General features: G+C 63.0%; 20 protein-coding genes. 9 read left to right on the top strand and 11 right to left on the bottom strand.

Annotation, left to right across the window (positions count from 1 at the left end; genetic code table 11):
* The first annotated feature begins 71 nt into the window (after positions 1-71).
* Positions 72-1,088, top strand: coding sequence for a transposase (locus THITHI_RS0113765; RefSeq protein ID WP_018233692.1), 1,017 nt, complete (start codon positions 72-74; stop codon positions 1,086-1,088).
* A gap of 90 nt (positions 1,089-1,178) precedes the next feature.
* Complete coding sequence (locus THITHI_RS0113770) at positions 1,179-1,586, top strand: hypothetical protein (protein ID WP_156820557.1); 408 nt, start codon at positions 1,179-1,181, stop codon at positions 1,584-1,586.
* Positions 1,587-1,614: 28 nt separating this feature from the next.
* On the opposite strand, the gene THITHI_RS0113775 is transcribed toward THITHI_RS0113770, so the two are convergent.
* Entirely contained in the window at positions 1,615-2,766 is a 1,152-nt protein-coding gene (locus THITHI_RS0113775) for an IS481 family transposase (RefSeq protein ID WP_018233693.1), read from the bottom strand.
* A gap of 581 nt (positions 2,767-3,347) precedes the next feature.
* On the opposite strand from THITHI_RS0113775, the gene THITHI_RS0113780 reads away from it, so the two are divergent.
* Positions 3,348-3,740 carry a hypothetical protein gene (locus THITHI_RS0113780; protein ID WP_018233694.1) on the top strand — a complete coding sequence of 131 codons (393 nt, stop codon included), beginning with the start codon at positions 3,348-3,350 and terminating at the stop codon, positions 3,738-3,740.
* A 102-nt stretch (positions 3,741-3,842) separates the two neighbouring features.
* Positions 3,843-4,883 carry a PDDEXK family nuclease gene (locus tag THITHI_RS19110; protein ID WP_018233695.1) on the top strand — a complete coding sequence of 347 codons (1,041 nt, stop codon included), beginning with the start codon at positions 3,843-3,845 and terminating at the stop codon, positions 4,881-4,883.
* Between the two features lie 136 nt (positions 4,884-5,019).
* Here THITHI_RS19110 and lipA read toward each other — a convergent pair whose 3' ends face one another.
* The 3 genes from lipA to THITHI_RS0113800 all read right to left on the bottom strand — a co-directional run bounded on the left by lipA (position 5,020) and on the right by THITHI_RS0113800 (position 8,144).
* The gene (lipA, locus tag THITHI_RS0113790; protein WP_018233696.1) at positions 5,020-5,982 is read right to left on the bottom strand and encodes a lipoyl synthase; all 963 of its coding nucleotides are present in this window, start codon (positions 5,980-5,982) and stop codon (positions 5,020-5,022) included.
* Between the two features lie 309 nt (positions 5,983-6,291).
* Positions 6,292-7,566: a bifunctional O-acetylhomoserine aminocarboxypropyltransferase/cysteine synthase gene (locus tag THITHI_RS0113795; RefSeq protein WP_018233697.1), complete on the bottom strand. Its 1,275-nt coding sequence runs from the start codon at positions 7,564-7,566 to the stop codon at positions 6,292-6,294.
* A complete protein-coding gene (locus THITHI_RS0113800) occupies positions 7,563-8,144 on the bottom strand; it encodes a hypothetical protein (RefSeq protein WP_083908782.1) in 582 nt (193 codons plus the stop codon). The genes THITHI_RS0113795 and THITHI_RS0113800 overlap by 4 nt, the downstream gene beginning before the upstream one ends.
* Positions 8,145-8,316: 172 nt before the next feature.
* Between THITHI_RS0113800 and THITHI_RS0113805 the strand changes: the two genes are divergently transcribed.
* A complete protein-coding gene (locus THITHI_RS0113805) occupies positions 8,317-8,634 on the top strand; it encodes a c-type cytochrome (RefSeq protein WP_018233699.1) in 318 nt (105 codons plus the stop codon).
* Between the two features lie 28 nt (positions 8,635-8,662).
* The gene (locus THITHI_RS0113810) at positions 8,663-8,998 is read left to right on the top strand and encodes a c-type cytochrome (protein WP_018233700.1); all 336 of its coding nucleotides are present in this window, start codon (positions 8,663-8,665) and stop codon (positions 8,996-8,998) included.
* A 98-nt stretch (positions 8,999-9,096) separates the two neighbouring features.
* Here THITHI_RS0113810 and THITHI_RS0113815 read toward each other — a convergent pair whose 3' ends face one another.
* Positions 9,097-9,372, bottom strand: a complete 276-nt coding sequence (locus tag THITHI_RS0113815; protein WP_018233701.1) for a BolA family protein — start codon at positions 9,370-9,372, stop codon at positions 9,097-9,099.
* A gap of 63 nt (positions 9,373-9,435) precedes the next feature.
* Entirely contained in the window at positions 9,436-10,320 is an 885-nt protein-coding gene (locus THITHI_RS0113820) for a hypothetical protein (RefSeq protein ID WP_018233702.1), read from the bottom strand.
* A 144-nt stretch (positions 10,321-10,464) separates the two neighbouring features.
* Here THITHI_RS0113820 and THITHI_RS0113825 point away from each other — a divergent pair, with 144 nt between their 5' ends.
* The gene (locus THITHI_RS0113825; protein WP_018233703.1) at positions 10,465-11,217 is read left to right on the top strand and encodes an MBL fold metallo-hydrolase; all 753 of its coding nucleotides are present in this window, start codon (positions 10,465-10,467) and stop codon (positions 11,215-11,217) included.
* Positions 11,218-11,387: 170 nt separating this feature from the next.
* Here the strand turns inward: THITHI_RS0113825 and THITHI_RS0113830 are convergent, their stop codons facing one another.
* Complete coding sequence (locus tag THITHI_RS0113830; RefSeq protein ID WP_018233704.1) at positions 11,388-11,876, bottom strand: DUF6231 family protein; 489 nt, start codon at positions 11,874-11,876, stop codon at positions 11,388-11,390.
* A gap of 89 nt (positions 11,877-11,965) precedes the next feature.
* Here THITHI_RS0113830 and THITHI_RS0113835 point away from each other — a divergent pair, with 89 nt between their 5' ends.
* Positions 11,966-12,706, top strand: a complete 741-nt coding sequence (locus tag THITHI_RS0113835) for a YdcF family protein (RefSeq protein WP_018233705.1) — start codon at positions 11,966-11,968, stop codon at positions 12,704-12,706.
* A gap of 52 nt (positions 12,707-12,758) precedes the next feature.
* A complete protein-coding gene (locus THITHI_RS0113840) occupies positions 12,759-14,345 on the top strand; it encodes a metallophosphoesterase family protein (protein WP_198005614.1) in 1,587 nt (528 codons plus the stop codon).
* Positions 14,346-14,402: 57 nt separating this feature from the next.
* On the opposite strand, the gene THITHI_RS0113845 is transcribed toward THITHI_RS0113840, so the two are convergent.
* Genes THITHI_RS0113845 through THITHI_RS0113860 form a run of 4 tightly spaced genes read right to left on the bottom strand, consistent with a single transcriptional unit; the run spans position 14,403 to position 16,805 of the window.
* Positions 14,403-14,813: a hypothetical protein gene (locus THITHI_RS0113845; protein WP_018233707.1), complete on the bottom strand. Its 411-nt coding sequence runs from the start codon at positions 14,811-14,813 to the stop codon at positions 14,403-14,405.
* Positions 14,814-14,853: 40 nt separating this feature from the next.
* Complete coding sequence (locus THITHI_RS0113850) at positions 14,854-15,264, bottom strand: roadblock/LC7 domain-containing protein (protein WP_018233708.1); 411 nt, start codon at positions 15,262-15,264, stop codon at positions 14,854-14,856.
* A gap of 22 nt (positions 15,265-15,286) precedes the next feature.
* Entirely contained in the window at positions 15,287-15,814 is a 528-nt protein-coding gene (locus THITHI_RS0113855) for a GTP-binding protein (protein ID WP_018233709.1), read from the bottom strand.
* 19 nt (positions 15,815-15,833) lie between these two features.
* Entirely contained in the window at positions 15,834-16,805 is a 972-nt protein-coding gene (locus THITHI_RS0113860) for a hypothetical protein (protein ID WP_018233710.1), read from the bottom strand.
* Positions 16,806-16,939 lie beyond the last annotated feature (134 nt).

Below are 16,939 nucleotides of genomic sequence, written 5' to 3' on the forward strand. Positions count from 1 at the left end.
CAAGATCCGGTTGACAACCCGGATCAATGGAACTAGCTTCAATTCAACCACTTGGGACAAGGAGAGCCCCAATGACGCGAGCAAGAAGGGAACTCGTTCATCCGGACACCACCCCGTACTACCACTGCATCTGCCGCTGTGTGCGGCGGGCGTTTCTGTGTGGGCACGACGCCTTCTCCGGCAAGAGCTACGCGCACCGCAAGCACTGGGTGCTGGAGCGCCTTCGGGCGTTGCAATCCGTGTATGCGGTGGACATCTGCGCCTATGCGGTGATGTCCAACCATTACCACCTGGTGGTGCGTCTGGATCCGGAGCTGGCCCGGGGCTGGTCTGACGAGGAGGTGATGGCGCGCTGGAACCGGCTGTTCTCGCTGCCCGTGCTGGTGACCCGCTACAGGGCCGGCGAGACCGGTACCGCGGCCGAACGGGCGCAGGCCGGGGCCATGATCGCCGAATGGCGCGAACGCCTCGCCGATCTGTCCTGGTTCATGCGAAGCCTCAACGAATACCTGGCACGGCGGGCCAACGAGGAAGACGGCTGCAAGGGCCGCTTCTGGGAAGGCCGCTTCAAGAGCCAGGCGCTGCTGGATGAGGCGGCGGTGCTCACCTGCATGAGCTACGTGGACCTCAACCCGGTGCGGGCCAAGTTGGCCGATACACCGGAAGAGTCGGACTTCACGTCGATTCAGCAGCGCATCGTGGAGTATTCCCGTGCATCGAAGCATCCGCCGGAGAACAAGCCGGAACCTGAAAGGCCGCGGCTGATGGCGCTTGCGACCCCTGCGCAGGGCGGGCATCCCAACCGGTTCTCATTCTCCACCGAGGACTACCTGGAACTGGTTGACTGGGCCGGGCGGGCCATCCGGGCGGACAAGCGCGGCGCGATCCCCGGAGACCTGCCGCCCATACTGTCGCGCCTCGGCCTGAATCCGGAACAGTATCTTCGCCATGTGCGCCGGGGGGGCCGTGGCCATCACGTGGCCGCCCTGGGGCACGTGGACCGGCTACGCGAGGCTGCCGCGCGCCTGGGGCGGCGGTTCCTGAAGGGAATGAGTCAAGCGCGCCGGCTATATCAGGTGCACGGCTGAGCGGCCGATGATCGTGCGATGTGATGGAGCCGCTGCTGCCAATGAAGTCTTGGGTGTCCTCGAAGTCTCTAAGGGAAGTACTGTGTCGACTTGGGCATCACAAAACCTGGTGCGGTCCCAAGCCAAGCGCCTCGCCAGAAATGGGAGGCCGCGAAGAACGAAACCATGATAACGTTCGCGGAAGTGAAAAAGCTTGTTGTCTACCCGATGTTGTTGGCCCAGTTCATTGGGATCGTGCACGAGCTCAAACCGAGATTCTTAAACGGGCGGACGCCGCGCAATTTTATTAAAGAAGATCATCTTTTCCCGGCGCTTGCCTCACTCGGGAATTTCTCAGGTAATTCGTCTGAAATTGTGAAGGGATACCGTTCTAGGAATATTCGCGTGACCATTGCTGAGAATTTCGATTTTCGCCTTGCTCGAGTTAGGGGGCGGCACGACCTTAGCCCATTCGTATATCGCGATGTGTGGGATGTGAGCGGCCGGGAAGATAGGTAACCAAATAGTCGGGAGACATGGGTAACAGTCACCGACGTCGTTTGAGCTGGCCATAGGCATCTTCGATCTTCATGAGCCGTTCGTGCAAGCGGCCGAGTTTGAGGGGTCCGAAATAGACATTCCAGATGCCGTCATCGATCTCTTCCAGTCCGACATATTCTCCGGCGCACACGATGGAGACGTTGACCCAATCGCTGCGCCAGCGGATGCCGCCGTTGGCGCTGACGTAACGGATTTCGAAGCGATCCGGGTATTCAAGCGCGGGCAGGCGGTCCGGCATGGGCCGGGTGGACGGCTGGTACTGGGAAGCCGGGGTGTGCTGATCGAGGGCTTCGTGGGGGCGTTCGTGGTTGAACTCTTCGCGAAAGGCGTTGAACTTGCGTTGTTGGGCGCGCAGCGTGGCGGCGGGCGGTCGGGTGGCTTCGGCTTTGAGGGTTCGGTGCATCCGCTCGTGGCGACCGTTTTGTTGCGGTTTGCCGGGTTCGATGAACTCGGGCAGGACGCCGAGACGGACCCACCAAGCGGAGAGTCTGGAGAGCCTTGCCAGGGTGGTGGTGGCGAAAGGCACGCCGTTGTCGGTGCGGATCCGCTGCGGCAGCCCGTACTCTTTGAAGACGCGGGTAAAGACGGGCTTGGCGACGTTGACGGCGGTGGAATGCAAGCCCTGACAGGCGAGCAGAAAGCGGGAATAGCCATCGGTGATGGTGAGCGGGTAGCAGTAGCGGCCATCTCCGGTTCTGAACTCGCCTTTGAAGTCCGCGCTCCAGAGTTGGTTGGGCGCGGTGACGACGGTGGTGGGCTTGCCGGGATGGCCGATGCGCCGACGCTTGCGTTGTTTTGGCACCAGGCCGTGGCGCTTGAAGATGTCGCACACAGTGGAGCGGTGTGGCAATGACCAGTGGCGATGCTTTTTGCCTACCAGGGTCAGGATCTTCTTGCCGCCCCAGGCGGGGTGTCTACGGCGTGCTTCGAGCAGTGCGGAGACGATATAAGCGGGCGTCTCATTCGGAGATGAGCGTGGTCGTCGGGATTGGTCTTCGAGTCCGGCTGGGCCATGGGTGAGATAACGGTTGACCCACTTATAGCCGGTCTTGCGGCTGATGCCGTAGAGCTCGCACAGCTCTTCGAAGGAGAGACTGTGACGCAGGTAATCGGCGATGAATTGTGTTTTCTGGTCCATGGGTGATGTTTGACTCCAAGGCATGGGGCACCTCCTGGGCTGCCCCGGATTATCATCCAACTGTCACCCATGTCCCCAGACTATACTGTTACCCATGTATCCAGACCGTACCATGATTGAGTCTAACAATACGCTCAACCGGACGCTCGTACCTCGCGCCGGTTAGCTATGCGGTTATAAGGCAAATTAGCAGGGGTAAAATATTAATACTATTTATAGCATCGGATTTGTTCTAATTGCCGCAGCGATCGGTTTTTCCCTTTACATTAGAACAGGGCAAGATATTAATTCGTTGCTTATAGTAATTTACGTTTCTGGCTTTCTCGCACTTTCTGGCTTATTTATCGTATATCCAGGAGGTGCAAAAGTCAGAAGTGAACGGGGTGATAAAGTCAAGGTTGGAAATATAAATAATCTATCCAAAGGCCAAACTTTGACTCTGTTTATTTGGTTTATTGTCATTGGTGCTTATCTAATCTACCGAATAGAATTTAAATATGCTTTATAACTTATAAGCATTTATCCGCCATGCTGCGCACGGCGGATAAACGCTTATAAGTTAGGGCCAAAAAGGAAAACACATGGTTGATGTTGTCGCTTCAGTGCAGAACGCTCTCGATATACTGGGGAAGCTGCGCACCTTGGCCAAGAAGATCGAAAACGCTGAGTTCAGTATGTTGCTCGCCGATCTTTCTAGCGAACTCGCAGATGCCAAACTCGAGGTCTCGGAACTGAAAACGAAGCTGGCCAGTGCGAACGAAGAAAAACATAAATTGGCGGCGCTTCTGGCTTCGCGAGCCAGTGGGAAGCCCACGCTTCACGAAGGCGTCTATCAGTTTGAGGGAGAAGAAGGCTTGTTCTGTACGGCGTGCTTCGATACCCAAGAAAAGAAGGTCAGAGTTACAGCGCTAACTGGCCCGTTCAAAACCTTCGGGAAATGGGAGTGCCCGTCGTGCAAAGCGGTATACGGGTAGCGGCCCTAACAAATGGATCTATCCGACCCACAAAAGCTGTCGCTTTTGCGGTCGGCTAACCCTTAACGTTGGGCGTCATAATCTACCAGCGAGGCGGAGCGCATGCTTTTCTATCTAGATGACCACGATAAGACGTCGCTTACTGAAGTTCCGGCATCTTCTCTGGCGACCCTTGGCTGGCTGGAGAAGGATCTGGAAGAGATGCTGGCGAAGCACATTGATAAGGTGGTCCGCGAAGATCAGCTGCTCGTGATACATCAAGAACGTAGGTATCAGGAGGAACCTGACATCCTCGGTCTGGATGAGAGCGGAAATCTGCACATCTTCGAGTTGAAGAGGTGGAGATCAAGCTCAGAGAACTTGCTTCAGGTGCTTCGGTACGGACAACGCTTCGGGCGCTACGATTACGATGGCCTGAATCACTTGTTTCGAAACTATCTGCTGCGTGTAGGCAGCGCCCCTGAGCGGGAGTTGGTGGTCGCGCACAAGGAATACTTCGAACTCGAGGAAGCTCTTTCCATATCAACCTTCAACAAAGAGCAGCGATTTGTCGTCGTAACGGACGGACTAGATCGAGAGACTCGAGAAGCCATCGACTATTGGAGTCAGCACGGTCTGCCGGTTGCCGCTTTGCCGTATCATGTCTATCGCACCAATAGCGGAGATTTGCTTTTCGAGGTTTGGCCGTACGGTCCAAAGGGCGATACCTTCATGGAGATTCCGGACGGACTAGTAGTGGTGAATACAAACTCGACCTATATGCCTGATGTATGGAAGGAGATGTTAAGCGAGCAGAAAGCCGCAGCGTACTATGGTAGGAAGACCGCGGTCTCAGGTATCCCGAAAGGAAGTCCCATTGCCTTATATCATACCGGTGTTGGAATAATCGCCTTCGGAAGGACGACTGACACGCTTCGGCGCGCACCCTGTGGAGATGATCCGGACGAAGAGTATTACGTGCCATGCGAGTTTGAGGCAATGGTAGATCCAGTGTCAGAGCCACACAAGGCAGTAAGTGCGAGGGAAGTCAATGAAGCCCTCGGCGCAAGCCATAGATTTCGCCTAACTGCTTACACCCTGCCGCCAGATGCGGTGGAATTTGTCCGCAAGTCTCTTCGAGAAAAGGCAGATACGGCCGACTAGGCGGACGACGCCCAACAATGCGCTGCACCGGACGGCATTTCCGCTGCGCTCCAATGCCACCGGTGAGCTTCGGCGTTATCCAACCAAAACCTCTGTGCCTCCTCCGCGTCCTCTGCGTTATATCGCCCGTATCAACTCAGACCTCGGACATCACCTTCTGTGCCTGCTGGTCAGCATGGTACGAGGATCGCACCATCGGTCCGCTGGCCACCTGGCTGAAACCCATGTCGTAGCCGACTTCCGCCAGGCGGTCGAACTCTTCCGGGGTGACGTAACGCTTCACCGGCAGGTGATGCAGGCTGGGCTGCAGGTACTGGCCCAGGGTGAGCATGTCGCAGCCGTGATCGCGCAGATCGCGCATCACCGCCTCCACTTCGTGCAGCTCCTCGCCGAGACCCAGCATCAGGCCGGACTTGGTGGGTGTCCCGGGATGATGTTCCTTGAAGGCCCGGATGAGCTTCAGTGACCAGTCGTAGTCGGAACCGGGGCGGGCCTCCCGGTAGAGGCGGGGCACGGTCTCCAGATTGTGGTTGAACACATCGGGCGGCGCCTCACCGAGGATCGCCAGGGCCACATCCATGCGGCCGCGGAAATCCGGCACCAGGATCTCGATGCGGATATCCGGGTTGTGGGCGCGGGTGGCGCGGATGCACGCCACGAAGTGGGCGGCGCCGCCGTCGCGCAGGTCGTCCCGGTCCACGGAGGTGATGACCACGTATCGCAGGTTCATGCTGCGGATGGTGCGCCCGAGGTTCTCGGGTTCGTCCTCGTCCAGCGGGTTGGGCCGGCCGTGGGCCACATCGCAGAAGGGGCAGCGCCGGGTGCAGATGTCGCCCATGATCATGAACGTGGCCGTGCCGTGACCGAAACACTCGCCCAGATTGGGGCATGCCGCTTCCTCGCACACCGTGTGCAGGCGCTGTTCCCGGAGCACGCGCTTGAGCCGCTGCACCTCGGGGCTGCCGTGACTGCGGGCGCGGATCCATGCGGGCTTGCGCAACGGGCGCTCGGTGGGCTTGATCTTGACGGGGATGCGCGCGACCTTGTCGGCGGCGCGCTGCTTGACACCCCGGATCGGGGTCTCGCGTGCTTCACTCATGATTTCGTTGTCTCTCGATGTCAATGGCGCGAGCCGAATGGCCGGCATTCCCGTGCCCTTTCAGCATGACCGGCACCGGCCTGATCCGGGATGTCGGCCCGACCCCGGGCGGATGCGATCACACCCGTGGACTGCATGCAGGCGGGACCTCTCGAAAACCGCCATGCCGCGTGGCGCGGGCGTCCGGTGCCGCGCGCTGCGTGTCGCGTGTCCGCGATGCGCCGGCCGGGCCGTATGGAAACCGGGGCCCGTTGCGCAATTGTCGCACAGCGATGCCCCGATCCCAATGCCGGGCCGGCATGCCGGTCGTCAGCGGGCGGCGGCCAGTGCCTGGGTGATGTCCTCGAGGATGTCGTCGATGTGCTCGATGCCCACGGACAGGCGCACCATGTCCTCGGATACCCCTGCCGTGGCCAGTTCCTCCGCCGAAAGCTGACGGTGGGTGGTGGTGGCCGGGTGGCATGCGAGCGTCTTGGCGTCGCCGATATTGACGAGCCGGGTGGCCAGTTGCAGCGCGTCGATGAAGCGCGCGCCGGCCTCCCGTCCACCCTCGATGCCGAAGGACAGGATGCTGGCGGGACGCCCGTCCATGTAGCGCCTGGCATGCTCGTGATCCGGGTGATCCGGCAGGCCCGCGTAACTGACCCAGCGCACGCCCTTCCGGGCCTTGAGGAACTCGGCCACGGCCAGCGCGTTCTCGCAGTGGCGATCCATGCGCACCGCAAGCGTTTCGATGCCCTGGAGGATCAGGAAGCTGTTGAACGGCGAGATGGCCGCACCCATGTTGCGCAGCGGCACGACCCGTGCCCGGCCGATGTAGGCGGCGGCCCCGAGTGCCTCCGTGTAGACCACGCCATGATAGGACGGGTCGGGCTCGCACAGGCCGCGGAAGCGCTCGGCGTGCTCGGCCCAGGGGAATTCGCCGGAATCCACGATCACGCCGCCGATGGTGGTGCCGTGGCCGCCCATGTACTTGGTGAGCGCGTGTACCACGATGTCAGCGCCATGCTCGAACGGCCGGCACAGGTACGGACTCGGCACGGTGTTGTCCACGATCAGCGGCACGCCGTGAGCGTGGGCCAGATCCGCCATGGCCCGCAGGTCCGCGACATTGCCCGCCGGGTTGCCCACGGATTCGCAGAATACCGCCCGGGTGTCGTCGTCCATCAGGGTCTTCATGGCCTCCAGATCGCCGGGCGGCGCGAAGCGCACATCGATACCGTAGCGCGGGAAGGTATGGGCAAACAGGTTGTAGGTCCCGCCGTAGAGCGTGCTGGTGGTGACGATGTTGTCCCCCGCCTGGGCAATGGTCATGATCGAATTGGTGACCGCCGCCATGCCGGATGCCAGCGCCAGTGCGCCCACGCCCCCCTCCAGGGCCGCCACCCGCTGCTCCAGCACGTCATTGGTGGGGTTCATGATGCGCGTGTAGATGTTGCCCTGTACCTTCAGATCGAACAGATCGGCGCCGTGCTGGGTATTGTCGAAGGCGTAGGACGTGGTCTGGTAGATGGGTACCGCCACGGCCTTGGTGGTGGGGTCCGGGCTGTAGCCCGCATGGATGGCCAGGGTCTCGAACTTCATGGGGTCCGGCTCCTTGTGCTGTGGATGGATGGAGTGGTCTGTGGTTGCCCGTGTGCGGGGCACGGCCGTGGTCCGGCTGTGCCGCGCGGTGTGTCATCGTGGCGAAGCGCCCATGTGGGCCGCATGGCATCATCGATCAGCCCATGGGCTTCGAGCCAGGCCCGGGCATCCCCGGCATCCTTGTAGAACCAGTCACGGGCACTGCCCAGGCGGAAACTGTAGCCCCAGGCGTCCATGTCCTCCATGAGCCGTTCGCGGCCCACGCCGGGCAGTTCGTCCGCCAGCAGGATCTGCAGGAAGCACACGGCGCACTCCTCCAGATCGTCCCCGCCCGCGTCCGTGTCCAGGCAGGCACGGCGTTGCGGGTCCATGCACAGGTAGTGACAGGCCTCGTGCAGGGCGGAGTGCAACGGGGTATCGGGACTGATGTGCAGCCGGCAGCCCTGCAGACCCGCTTCGGGCGCCCCCCAGTAGGAGCCCGGCAGCGCCGCGGTGACGGAATGCTCGCACAGTGTCATGCCATATCGCCCGATCAGCACGGCGAGCGCCTGCCTCAACGATGCGTTCAGGCGCAGGATCGGGGGTGGAAGGGCGGGACTGGCGGCGGAATCGGTCAAGAAAACCTCTTCGGGGTGACTATACGCGCGGGGCTCGGTATAGGTATCATAAGAATAATAATGGGTGGAAATTAAACAAAATCAATAAGTAGATCTCGGAAATCTGTATCTCATAACCGATCGGGAGGAAAACATGAAGCATCGTTTGGGCGTTCTTGCGTTGGGTGCCGCCGCCCTGTTCTCAGGGGGGGTCATGGCAGGTGATCCGGCGGCGGGTCAGTTGAAGGCGGATACCTGCCTGGGTTGTCACGGCATTCCGAGCTACAAAAACGTCTACCCCACGTACCATGTACCCAAGATCGGCGGGCAACATGCCGAGTATCTGGTCGACGCGCTGCGGGCCTATCAGGCAGGCCAGCGCCAGCATCCCACCATGCGGGCCCAGTCGGCCGACATGAGCGAACAGGACATGCTGGACATCGCCGCGTTTTTTGCCAATGCGCCGCGTTGAGGCGGCCGACCAGATCGAGGATTAGAAAATGAAGATCATGTTGACCCTGTTCTCCGCCGCCGCACTCGCGTTCGCTTCAAGCCACGCGCTGGCCGGGGACCCCCGTGCCGGGGAGTCCAAGGCCGAGGCCTGCATCGCCTGTCATGGCGCCGACGGCAACAGCCCCGCGCCCGCCTTTCCGCGCATCGGGGGCCAGTACGAGAGTTACCTGCTGCATTCACTGCGAGGTTACAAGTCCGGCGATCGGCCGAATCCCATCATGGCCGATATCGTCAAGGATCTGTCGGACCGGGACCTGCGCGATCTGGCGGCCTACTACGCCGCTCAGGACAGCGGCCTGTACGTGCCCCGGCGGGGCCAGTAAGGCGTCTGTGTGTCTACCGGGGGCCCATGCCCCCGGTATTTATCTTTAGTCTTCAGAGGTCGCCCGGGCGCTGATGCCACAGCCCCCGGGCCGGCAGGCTATGCCCCGCCCTGGGCCTGCCACTGGGCGGGGGTGAAGGGCCGGATTGTGAGGGCGTGGACGGCGCCGCTGGCAATCTCCGCTGACACCGTGGCGTAGACCTGCTGCTCGGCCTTCATGCGGGCCTGCAGCCTGGCGCGGACGTTATCCGAGTCGAGTCCTTCGAACTCGTCGCTCACCACCGTGGCTTCGAATTTGCCGTCGCCGCCGGTCACCCGGACCTGGGCGCCGGGCATGTTCCTGCTGATCAGTTCCTGGACCTGTTCGGGACTCATGGGCTGGCCTGTTCCGTGTGTTGCTCAATGGGGCGCCCATGATAACGATTGCGCCGGCATCCGTCAGCCGGCGTCGCCGATGCGGCGCCAGGGCGGGACGGGTTCCGGCTCCGGCGAGAGGCCCAGGTAGGCGCGAAACACCGGCCACTGACTTCCCATCACCTGGTCCAGATAGGCGGACATCAGATGGGTGCGGTCCACGCCCTCGACCCAGCCGTAGATGGACTGGCGCAACTCCGCCAACGTGTTCACGTTCACGTGAAGGTCATGCACCACGCGGCGGTACTCTTCCAGGGTGGGATGGACGTCCAGCGTGTCGAACACGGCCTTCAATGCATCCAGCATGGGGCGGGCATTGTCGGCGAGGCCCAGCATCCCGGGCGTGACTGCCTGGTCACAAGGCTCGTGTCTGCCCAGCCACAGGCTGAAGGCCATGAGCTTGAGCGTATGGTAGATCGGTTCATCCGAGATCAGGACCACCAGCAGGTTGCGCCGGTGCCCCTTGAGCGCCAGTTCCCCGTAACGCCAGACACCGTCACGAATGAATTCGGCCAGGCGGATGTGGATCTGAAAGCGCGCCTGGTGCAACTGGTCCAGGATCAGGAACGTGGGTTCCCCTTCGCTCAGGGCACAGGCCTCCGCCATGATACGGTCCAGCGCGTCGGCCGGCGGCTCTCCGGGCGCCTTGTCGGTTTCCTCCACAGGCTCGATGCGCACGGGCGGCGGAGGCGGCGGGTCGGTGAATTCATGGTACAGCACGTGCTCGTGACCCAGGGCATGCCCCAGCGCGTAGGCAAAAGCGGTGCGGCGACGGTCACCGCTGTCGCCCTCCAGGTTGAGGCAGCGCAGATGCTCCACCGGGGCGGAGAGCAGGCACTGGAGCGGGTAGCCGAAATCCTCGTCCGAGACGAAGCCGTGTTCCGCAAGCCTTTGTTTCAGTGATGACATTTTGTGAAATCCGCTGGCCCTGTCATGATTATTGGCAGGCGCGGGGAGATCGGCAAGCGCGATGCCGTCCTGTCCCGACGGACGGTCCCCGGCGACGGCGGAGCGTGACCATTCAACCAGTCAAACCCCGAAGGAGGTGCCCGGATGCACTTCAGGCAACTGTTCGAACCCGAATCGTCCACCTATACCTATCTCCTGGCCTGCCCGGAGAGCGGCGAATGCGCGCTGGTGGATCCCGTGGTCGAGACCGTGGAGCGTGATCTTTCCGTGGTGCAGGAAATGGGTCTGACGCTCACATGCGCGCTGGAGACCCATATCCATGCGGACCACATCACTGGTGCGCTCAAGCTCAAGGCCCTGAGCGGATGCCGGATCGCCGGCCCCGCCATGGACGAACTGCCCTGCCGCGATATCGGCGTGCGCGAAGGCGAGCCGTTTCGCATCGGCACCATCACGCTGAATCCGCTGTTCACCCCAGGCCATACGGATACCCACCACGCCTTCCTGCTGGAGCACCGCGGACTCAACCTGCTGTTCTCGGGGGACGCCCTGCTTATCGAGGCCTGCGGGCGCACGGATTTTCAGTCCGGAGATGCCCGGACCCTGTACCGGTCCATCCACGATAAGTTCTTCTCCTTGCCCGATGAGACCCTGGTCTATCCGGCCCACGATTACGAGTCGCGTCAGATCACCACCATCGGGCAGGAGAAGATGCGCAATCCCCGCCTGGGGGGTGGCAAGACCCTGGAGGAGTTCGTGCAGATCATGGAGGAGATGGACCTGCCCTATCCGCGCAAGATCGATTTTTCCCTGCCGGGCAACGAATTGTGCGGAGAGTGTCCGGACAATGTGCCGGAGGAGATGAGGCGTCTGTGCGACGTGACCAGACAAGGTTAAGGGCAGTGGCAAGTCTCAAGTGGCAAGTGGCAAGGAACACCACTGCCCCTCCGGCCCCCGCCCTGACGGAGAGCAGGAAAGTCCCTTGATCTTCCTTGCCACTTGCCACTTGCCACTTGAGACTTGCTACTGGCCCGTTGGTGAGGCGACGGGCCATTCGGCCCGTCGCCTCACCAACGGGCCTTGTCCCACATCTCCGGATTCGCCCAATGGCGCGGGTTGAGCCAGTCGGGCGTCTTCTTGTAATCCTTCAGATTGAAGCGAAACAGATGGCTGGTGCCTGCCGGGCCGGCATAGCTGCGAACGCGCTCCAGACCGAGTGCCACGAGGTCCTGTTCGGTCCAGTCGCCGGCTTCTCCCCGGGGAAGCAGCACGTAGAGGCTCTCGCTGTAGAGATCGCGCAGAGAGGCAATCAGGTGCGTGGCGTCCTCACGGGACAGCCGGCCCAGGGCGTCCGGTACCAGCACCAGTTCATGGCGCGTCAGCCCCGACATGCCGTCGCCGACCGTGTCCGTGGGCAGCCGTGTGAGCGGTGTCCGCGGCAGCCGGGCCTGTATCTCGTCGGCGAGGTCGTTGCCGTCGGTGCAGATCACCATCACGGAATCTGGCGCCGAGGTCTCGGCCAGCCTTGTCAATTCCTGTCTGATACGCAAGTCCATGGCATGCCCCGGGTGGTCGATGGAGGGGACCGTGCGTCGCTATACTGCGTGCCGGGCGATTGGATCCCGACCAGTATACAGGAGGCCTTGTGCCGACGATCCTGGAGCTGCTGATCATGCCGCCGGCCAGCGGGTTCATCCTGATGCTGCTGGGTTTGGTGCTGTGGCGTCTGCCCCTCGGCCGGATGCTCGCCTTCGCGGGTGCTGCCTGGCTGTATGTGGCGGCGACGCCCGTCTTCGCCGGTTGGCTGCTCGGCGGGCTCGAGCGCCCCTACCGGATCGACCCGCCGGTTCCTGCCGGGGCGCAGGCCATCGTGGTCCTGGCCGGCGGCCGCTACGCCCATGCCCCGGAGTACGGCGGCGGGACCGTCAACGCCGCCTCGCTGGAGCGCCTGCGTTACGGCGCGCGTCTGCATCGCCGGACCGGCCTGCCGCTGCTGGTCAGCGGCGGCCGGGTGGGCGGCGGGGAGCCGGAGAGTGAGGCACGATTGATGGCCGGTGTGCTGGAGGATGAGCTGGGTGTCAGCGTGCGCTGGCATGAGGAACAGGGCCGGAACACCATGGAGAACGCCCTGTTCAGTGCGCGCATGCTGCGCCCGGAGGGCATCGATCATGTGTTGCTGGTTTCCCATGCCCTGCACATGCCCCGGGCGGCCTGGAGCTTCCGTCGCGCGGGCCTCACGGTCACCCCGTTCCCCACGCGCCGCGTCAGCGGCGACCCCGTCCGGATGAGGTTCACGGACTTCCTGCCGCAGCCGTCGGCATTGTGGTATACCGGGCAGGCGCTCCATGAATATCTGGGGCTGGCGTGGTATCGGTTGCGCCATTGACGTATCCCGCCAGGGGGTAGTGACTCAAACAAGGGACGCATGGGGCAGGGGCATGGACAAACACGCGTTGGGAATGATCGAGATCATCGGGGCTGTCGATGGCCGTGAAGGGATTGCCGGGGAGGACATTCGCGCCGCCCTGTCGGCCGGCCCGCTTGATCTGGTGCACGGGGAACGGTTCACGGGCCGGCCGGTTACCCGGATCTTCGCCACGGCATCGACAGTGGTCAAGCTGCGCACCGAGGTGAAGTTCTCACCCAGGGACATGCGGCGATGGGTGGATCGGACCCTGACGCGGGAAAGGGAACTCGACGCCCATCATCCCTGCAAGACATGGTTTCTGCTTGAGACCGATGGCGTGCTCGTAGCGGGCAATGCCGCGCCCAGGCTGGAGCCGCTGCACAGGGCCCTCGAGGATCTGGACGGACAACGGGTCATTGGGCATCTGGATGCGGTGTGGGATCTGTATCTGCGGGTGGCCGAGCGCACGGCGTTGAGGCTGGACGAGGGGTTGTCCAACTTCGGCCTCGACGGGGACGGAAGGCTCTACTACCTGGACGACGATACCTACCGCTGGGACCGTTTCATCTCCCTGACGCAGTTGATCGGGGTGCTGTTTCGCCAGTACCCCCGGCTGATGGATCCCGTGATCGACGATCTGGGCAAGGCCCTGGCGGCACGCGTGATGAGCCATTTCGGGGATGAGCACTGGTTGCGGGTCATCGCCGAGGAGATGCGCGGACTGTTCTTTGCAAACAATGCGCAGCGTCGCAGGGCAGAGGGGTTTGTCGGTGCCCTGGATCAGGCCTACCGCGAGGCGGCGGGTATTGGCCAGGCCCATGACCCGGGCGTGGACCGGTTGCCGCCTCCGCCTGCCGATGCCGCGTCCCTGGACGGGGACGGTGAACCCTGGGCGGTTCTGGCCGATGTTCATTCCAATCTGCCGGCCCTCGAGTGCGTGCTTGGTGAGTTGAAGAGGCTGGGCCTGCGCAGGGGAGTCGTGCTGGGAGACATCGTCGGCTACGGTCCGCATCCCGAGGCCTGCATCGAGCAGTTGGCGGCGAGCGGGTTTCACGTCGTGATGGGCAACCACGATCACGCCGTGGCCTCCGGCGTGACCGGACGGGGTTTCTCCGCAAATGCCCGTTGGGCCATCGACTGGACGAGACGGCGTCTGCCGGAGCGTCACCGCGCCTGGCTGGCGCGCCTTCCCCTGTACCTGCGTGGTGATCGTTGGCTGGCGGTGCATGGGGCACCGCGGGACAAGTCATTCTTCAACGGTTATGTCTATCGGCAGACCTACGAGGAGAACCTGGCGGTATTGGCGGAGCGACAACTGTCGGCGTGTTTTCACGGGCATACACACATGCGCGGCGTGTACTACGCGCGGGGCAATGTGCGGGGTCAGGCAGAGGCGCACACGCTTGATCTTTCCAGGTACGACGGCGTTCTGGTCTGTCCCGGTTCCGTCGGTCAGCCCAGGAGCGGTGTCCCGGGGGCGGAGTTCGCGGTCTGGGCACCGAAGACACGCAGGCTCGAGTTGATGCGCCTGGGCTACGATCCCGATCCTGTGTTGCGGGACATGGAGGCCGGGGGGTTCCCGGGCGCGTTGTCGGAGAGACTGCTGCGCGGCCGGTGATGCGGTAAATAGCCGCCCCCGGGGCCGTTGCGGCCCCGGGGGCGGCGGGCGCCGATCTCAGGGGCAGAGGGCGGCGACCTTGGGAAGGGCGCCGCGCACGGCGCTCCACCCCATGCCCAGGTTGGCCTTGCGGCCGGTGATGAGCACCATCAGCGCGCTGGGCTTCTCAGGGACGATGGACATGAAGTGGTAGGTCTTCTCCGTTGCCATCTGAACCTCCTGGATCAGGCGGCGAGGCTCCGGCTCGCCGCGCTGGTCCGCGAGCAGGGATTCCACGCTCGAGATGGTCTTGCCGCGGAACATGTCCACCGCGGCTGCGGCTACCGCGTCCAGATAACTCTGGGTGAAGTAGGGGACATTGTGCGCGACGCTCAGCAGCAGACCGGAATCCAGGTCGACCACGGCGGCGCCAAGCGCATCCGGAACATCCTTCACCATTTCATTGCACAGATCGTTTAGGCTTGCCATTGACGTTACTCTCCTTCGGTTGGTGGGACCAGGTCCCCTGTTATTTTGGGTGGGTGCGTTGAGGGATGGCCTTGCCGATGGACTCGGCCGCGTTGCGGCTTGCGCTGAGGAGCATCCCGAGGTTGGCTTCGTTGCCGCTGAAGGTGCTCAGCGTCAGTTTGGCGGTAATCCTGAGCGTGACGACGTAGCCGTCGCTGTTTTCCACGATGACAAATCTGCATTTTCGCTGCTGGGCTTCACGCGCGATTGTCTCGCCCAGGGCGAGCAGCGAGCTGGTCATGGCGGCAATGCGGTCGCTGGGCAGATCGCGATGGGTGACGCTGAGCACCGCATGACCGTCAATGGTGGCCAGCACCGCGCCATAGGCCCCCTGCGTGCGTTCCATCACCCGCGCGAGCGTTTCCTCGCAGACTCGTCGGAAATCGTCGGGCAGCGTCAGCGTTTCGGGCATGGAGATCCTCTGCGGGTCATGACTAGGCGAATTCCAGGTTGGACAGGAGCACATTGAGCAGCATGAGCACGTCGGTCTCCCGGCGTATGTCCGCGGTGAGGACCGGGTAGACCAGCCCCCGTTGTTCCAGGTAGTCCTGGAAGTCCTCGATCGGCGGCCCATCCGGGTGATCGGCACGGGTCACTGCGATCACCACACCCGTGCGTTCGATGAAATCCGCGAAGTTGTCCAGGTAGATCTCGAGATCATCCAGCGGGGCGGGCCGACTGTTGTCCAGAAGGATGATCAGGCCCAGCCCGCCCTGCACCAGGATCTGCCACATGTGGGCGAAGCGGCGCTGGCCCGGCGTGCCGTAGAGGCGCAGTTTGGTGCCGTCGTCCAGGGTGACCTCGCCGAAATCCATGGCAGCCGTGGTGTGGTCCTTGCTGGACAGGAGTTCATCGGTGGCATCCACGTCCGTGGACACGGGGGGGATCTCGCTGATGGCCCCGATGGCGGTGGTCTTGCCCGCGCCCGGGGGGCCGGTGAATATGAGCTTGATCTCGGACAACGGTTTCTGCTCCGCCTGGTCAGTTTGCGGCCGTGGATCCGAGCCCGAGGCGTCTCCTGATCCTCGAGAACAGGCCCTTGTCCGCCGGTTTGCGCCCCGCGCCGTCACGGGCATGCGCCGCCCGCTCCTCCTCAATATTCAGGTAACCGCAGAACATGCAGGCGCTCAGGAACGCGGCCACGTCGCTGATGGCCACGTTGGTGCGTTGAGAGATGGCTGCGGGAGACACCGGGCGTCGCGCGATCTGGGCACAGAGCAGGGGATAGTGGTCGCGGAAATGCAGGACGCCCAGATCGGGCCACCGCCGGAGGGAAACCGGGGTCTCAATGGTCATGGGTGCCGGCAGCTTTCCCTGGCTGCCCGAGATGGCCGCCTCCCACCAGAGCCGCACCAGCGGTCCCGATTGCAGCGTCCGGGCCGCGTTGCCGAGCCCCGCGGCGGTGGCGGGCCGGATCTGAAGCTCGCTTGCCGGCGCCCTGCAGATCGGCTCCAGATCGACCAGCCGTGCCGGAAAGTAGTAGCGGTTGCGGCCCGGGTCGGTCATCAGCGTGAATTCCCGGAAGTCGATCGTCAGGGCCGCGGACCGGTCGCAGTCCGACAGCAGGTCATACAGCCTGCCGGGGCGCGTATCCGGCTTCGCCACGGGTTTGCTGCCCTGCTCCTGCGTGCCGCTCAGGGACGCAAGCAGGGTTTGCAGGTCCCAGAACCGGACCGGCCGGGCCAGTGTGACGCAGTCGATATCGCCCGGGGACGGGCCGTCCCCGTAGCACACCAGAGTCCGGGCGGGCGGTAGCCGTTGGGGCGTCCCCGTGGCCAGCACGTCGGCGTCGACCACCAGCACATCCACGGGCTCCCCGGGTTTGCAGATTCGCGGATGCAGGTTGACGCGTCCCTCCAGGATGCCCAGGAAGGACTCGAACAACTGCCGGTCCCGCGCAGGGAGGCCCAGGAACGCGATGGTCAGCGTGGTATCCGGTGCGTCGGTGATCATGCGCGTCTGCCGGCCGGGGCGCAGATGCGCGGTTGGCGGCGACTCAGAGACCCGGGCCGATCCCCGTGGGGTCCGGCGGGCAAGGCGTTGGCTTTTATCATCGTTATAGGTTCAGCCTGGCTATCGACAGGTCG

Source organism: Thioalkalivibrio thiocyanodenitrificans ARhD 1, from assembly GCF_000378965.1.
In the GTDB taxonomy this organism is placed as follows: Bacteria; Pseudomonadota; Gammaproteobacteria; order Ectothiorhodospirales; family Ectothiorhodospiraceae; genus Thioalkalivibrio_A; species Thioalkalivibrio_A thiocyanodenitrificans.

What these genes read in the sequence shown, in the direction of transcription:
- THITHI_RS0113840 (WP_198005614.1), top strand. Translation starts at nt 12,759, where the DNA reads ATGGACAAACACGCGTTGGGAATGATCGAGATCATCGGGGCTGTCGAT.
- THITHI_RS0113825 (WP_018233703.1), top strand. Translation starts at nt 10,465, where the DNA reads ATGCACTTCAGGCAACTGTTCGAACCCGAATCGTCCACCTATACCTAT.
- THITHI_RS0113820 (WP_018233702.1), bottom strand. Translation starts at nt 10,320, where the DNA reads ATGTCATCACTGAAACAAAGGCTTGCGGAACACGGCTTCGTCTCGGAC.
- lipA (WP_018233696.1), bottom strand. Translation starts at nt 5,982, where the DNA reads ATGAGTGAAGCACGCGAGACCCCGATCCGGGGTGTCAAGCAGCGCGCC.
- THITHI_RS0113780 (WP_018233694.1), top strand. Translation starts at nt 3,348, where the DNA reads ATGGTTGATGTTGTCGCTTCAGTGCAGAACGCTCTCGATATACTGGGG.
- THITHI_RS0113805 (WP_018233699.1), top strand. Translation starts at nt 8,317, where the DNA reads ATGAAGCATCGTTTGGGCGTTCTTGCGTTGGGTGCCGCCGCCCTGTTC.
- THITHI_RS0113765 (WP_018233692.1), top strand. Translation starts at nt 72, where the DNA reads ATGACGCGAGCAAGAAGGGAACTCGTTCATCCGGACACCACCCCGTAC.
- THITHI_RS0113815 (WP_018233701.1), bottom strand. Translation starts at nt 9,372, where the DNA reads ATGAGTCCCGAACAGGTCCAGGAACTGATCAGCAGGAACATGCCCGGC.
- THITHI_RS0113845 (WP_018233707.1), bottom strand. Translation starts at nt 14,813, where the DNA reads ATGGCAAGCCTAAACGATCTGTGCAATGAAATGGTGAAGGATGTTCCG.
- THITHI_RS0113860 (WP_018233710.1), bottom strand. Translation starts at nt 16,805, where the DNA reads ATGATCACCGACGCACCGGATACCACGCTGACCATCGCGTTCCTGGGC.
- THITHI_RS0113830 (WP_018233704.1), bottom strand. Translation starts at nt 11,876, where the DNA reads ATGGACTTGCGTATCAGACAGGAATTGACAAGGCTGGCCGAGACCTCG.
- THITHI_RS0113810 (WP_018233700.1), top strand. Translation starts at nt 8,663, where the DNA reads ATGAAGATCATGTTGACCCTGTTCTCCGCCGCCGCACTCGCGTTCGCT.
- THITHI_RS0113775 (WP_018233693.1), bottom strand. Translation starts at nt 2,766, where the DNA reads ATGGACCAGAAAACACAATTCATCGCCGATTACCTGCGTCACAGTCTC.
- THITHI_RS0113795 (WP_018233697.1), bottom strand. Translation starts at nt 7,566, where the DNA reads ATGAAGTTCGAGACCCTGGCCATCCATGCGGGCTACAGCCCGGACCCC.
- THITHI_RS19110 (WP_018233695.1), top strand. Translation starts at nt 3,843, where the DNA reads ATGCTTTTCTATCTAGATGACCACGATAAGACGTCGCTTACTGAAGTT.
- THITHI_RS0113850 (WP_018233708.1), bottom strand. Translation starts at nt 15,264, where the DNA reads ATGCCCGAAACGCTGACGCTGCCCGACGATTTCCGACGAGTCTGCGAG.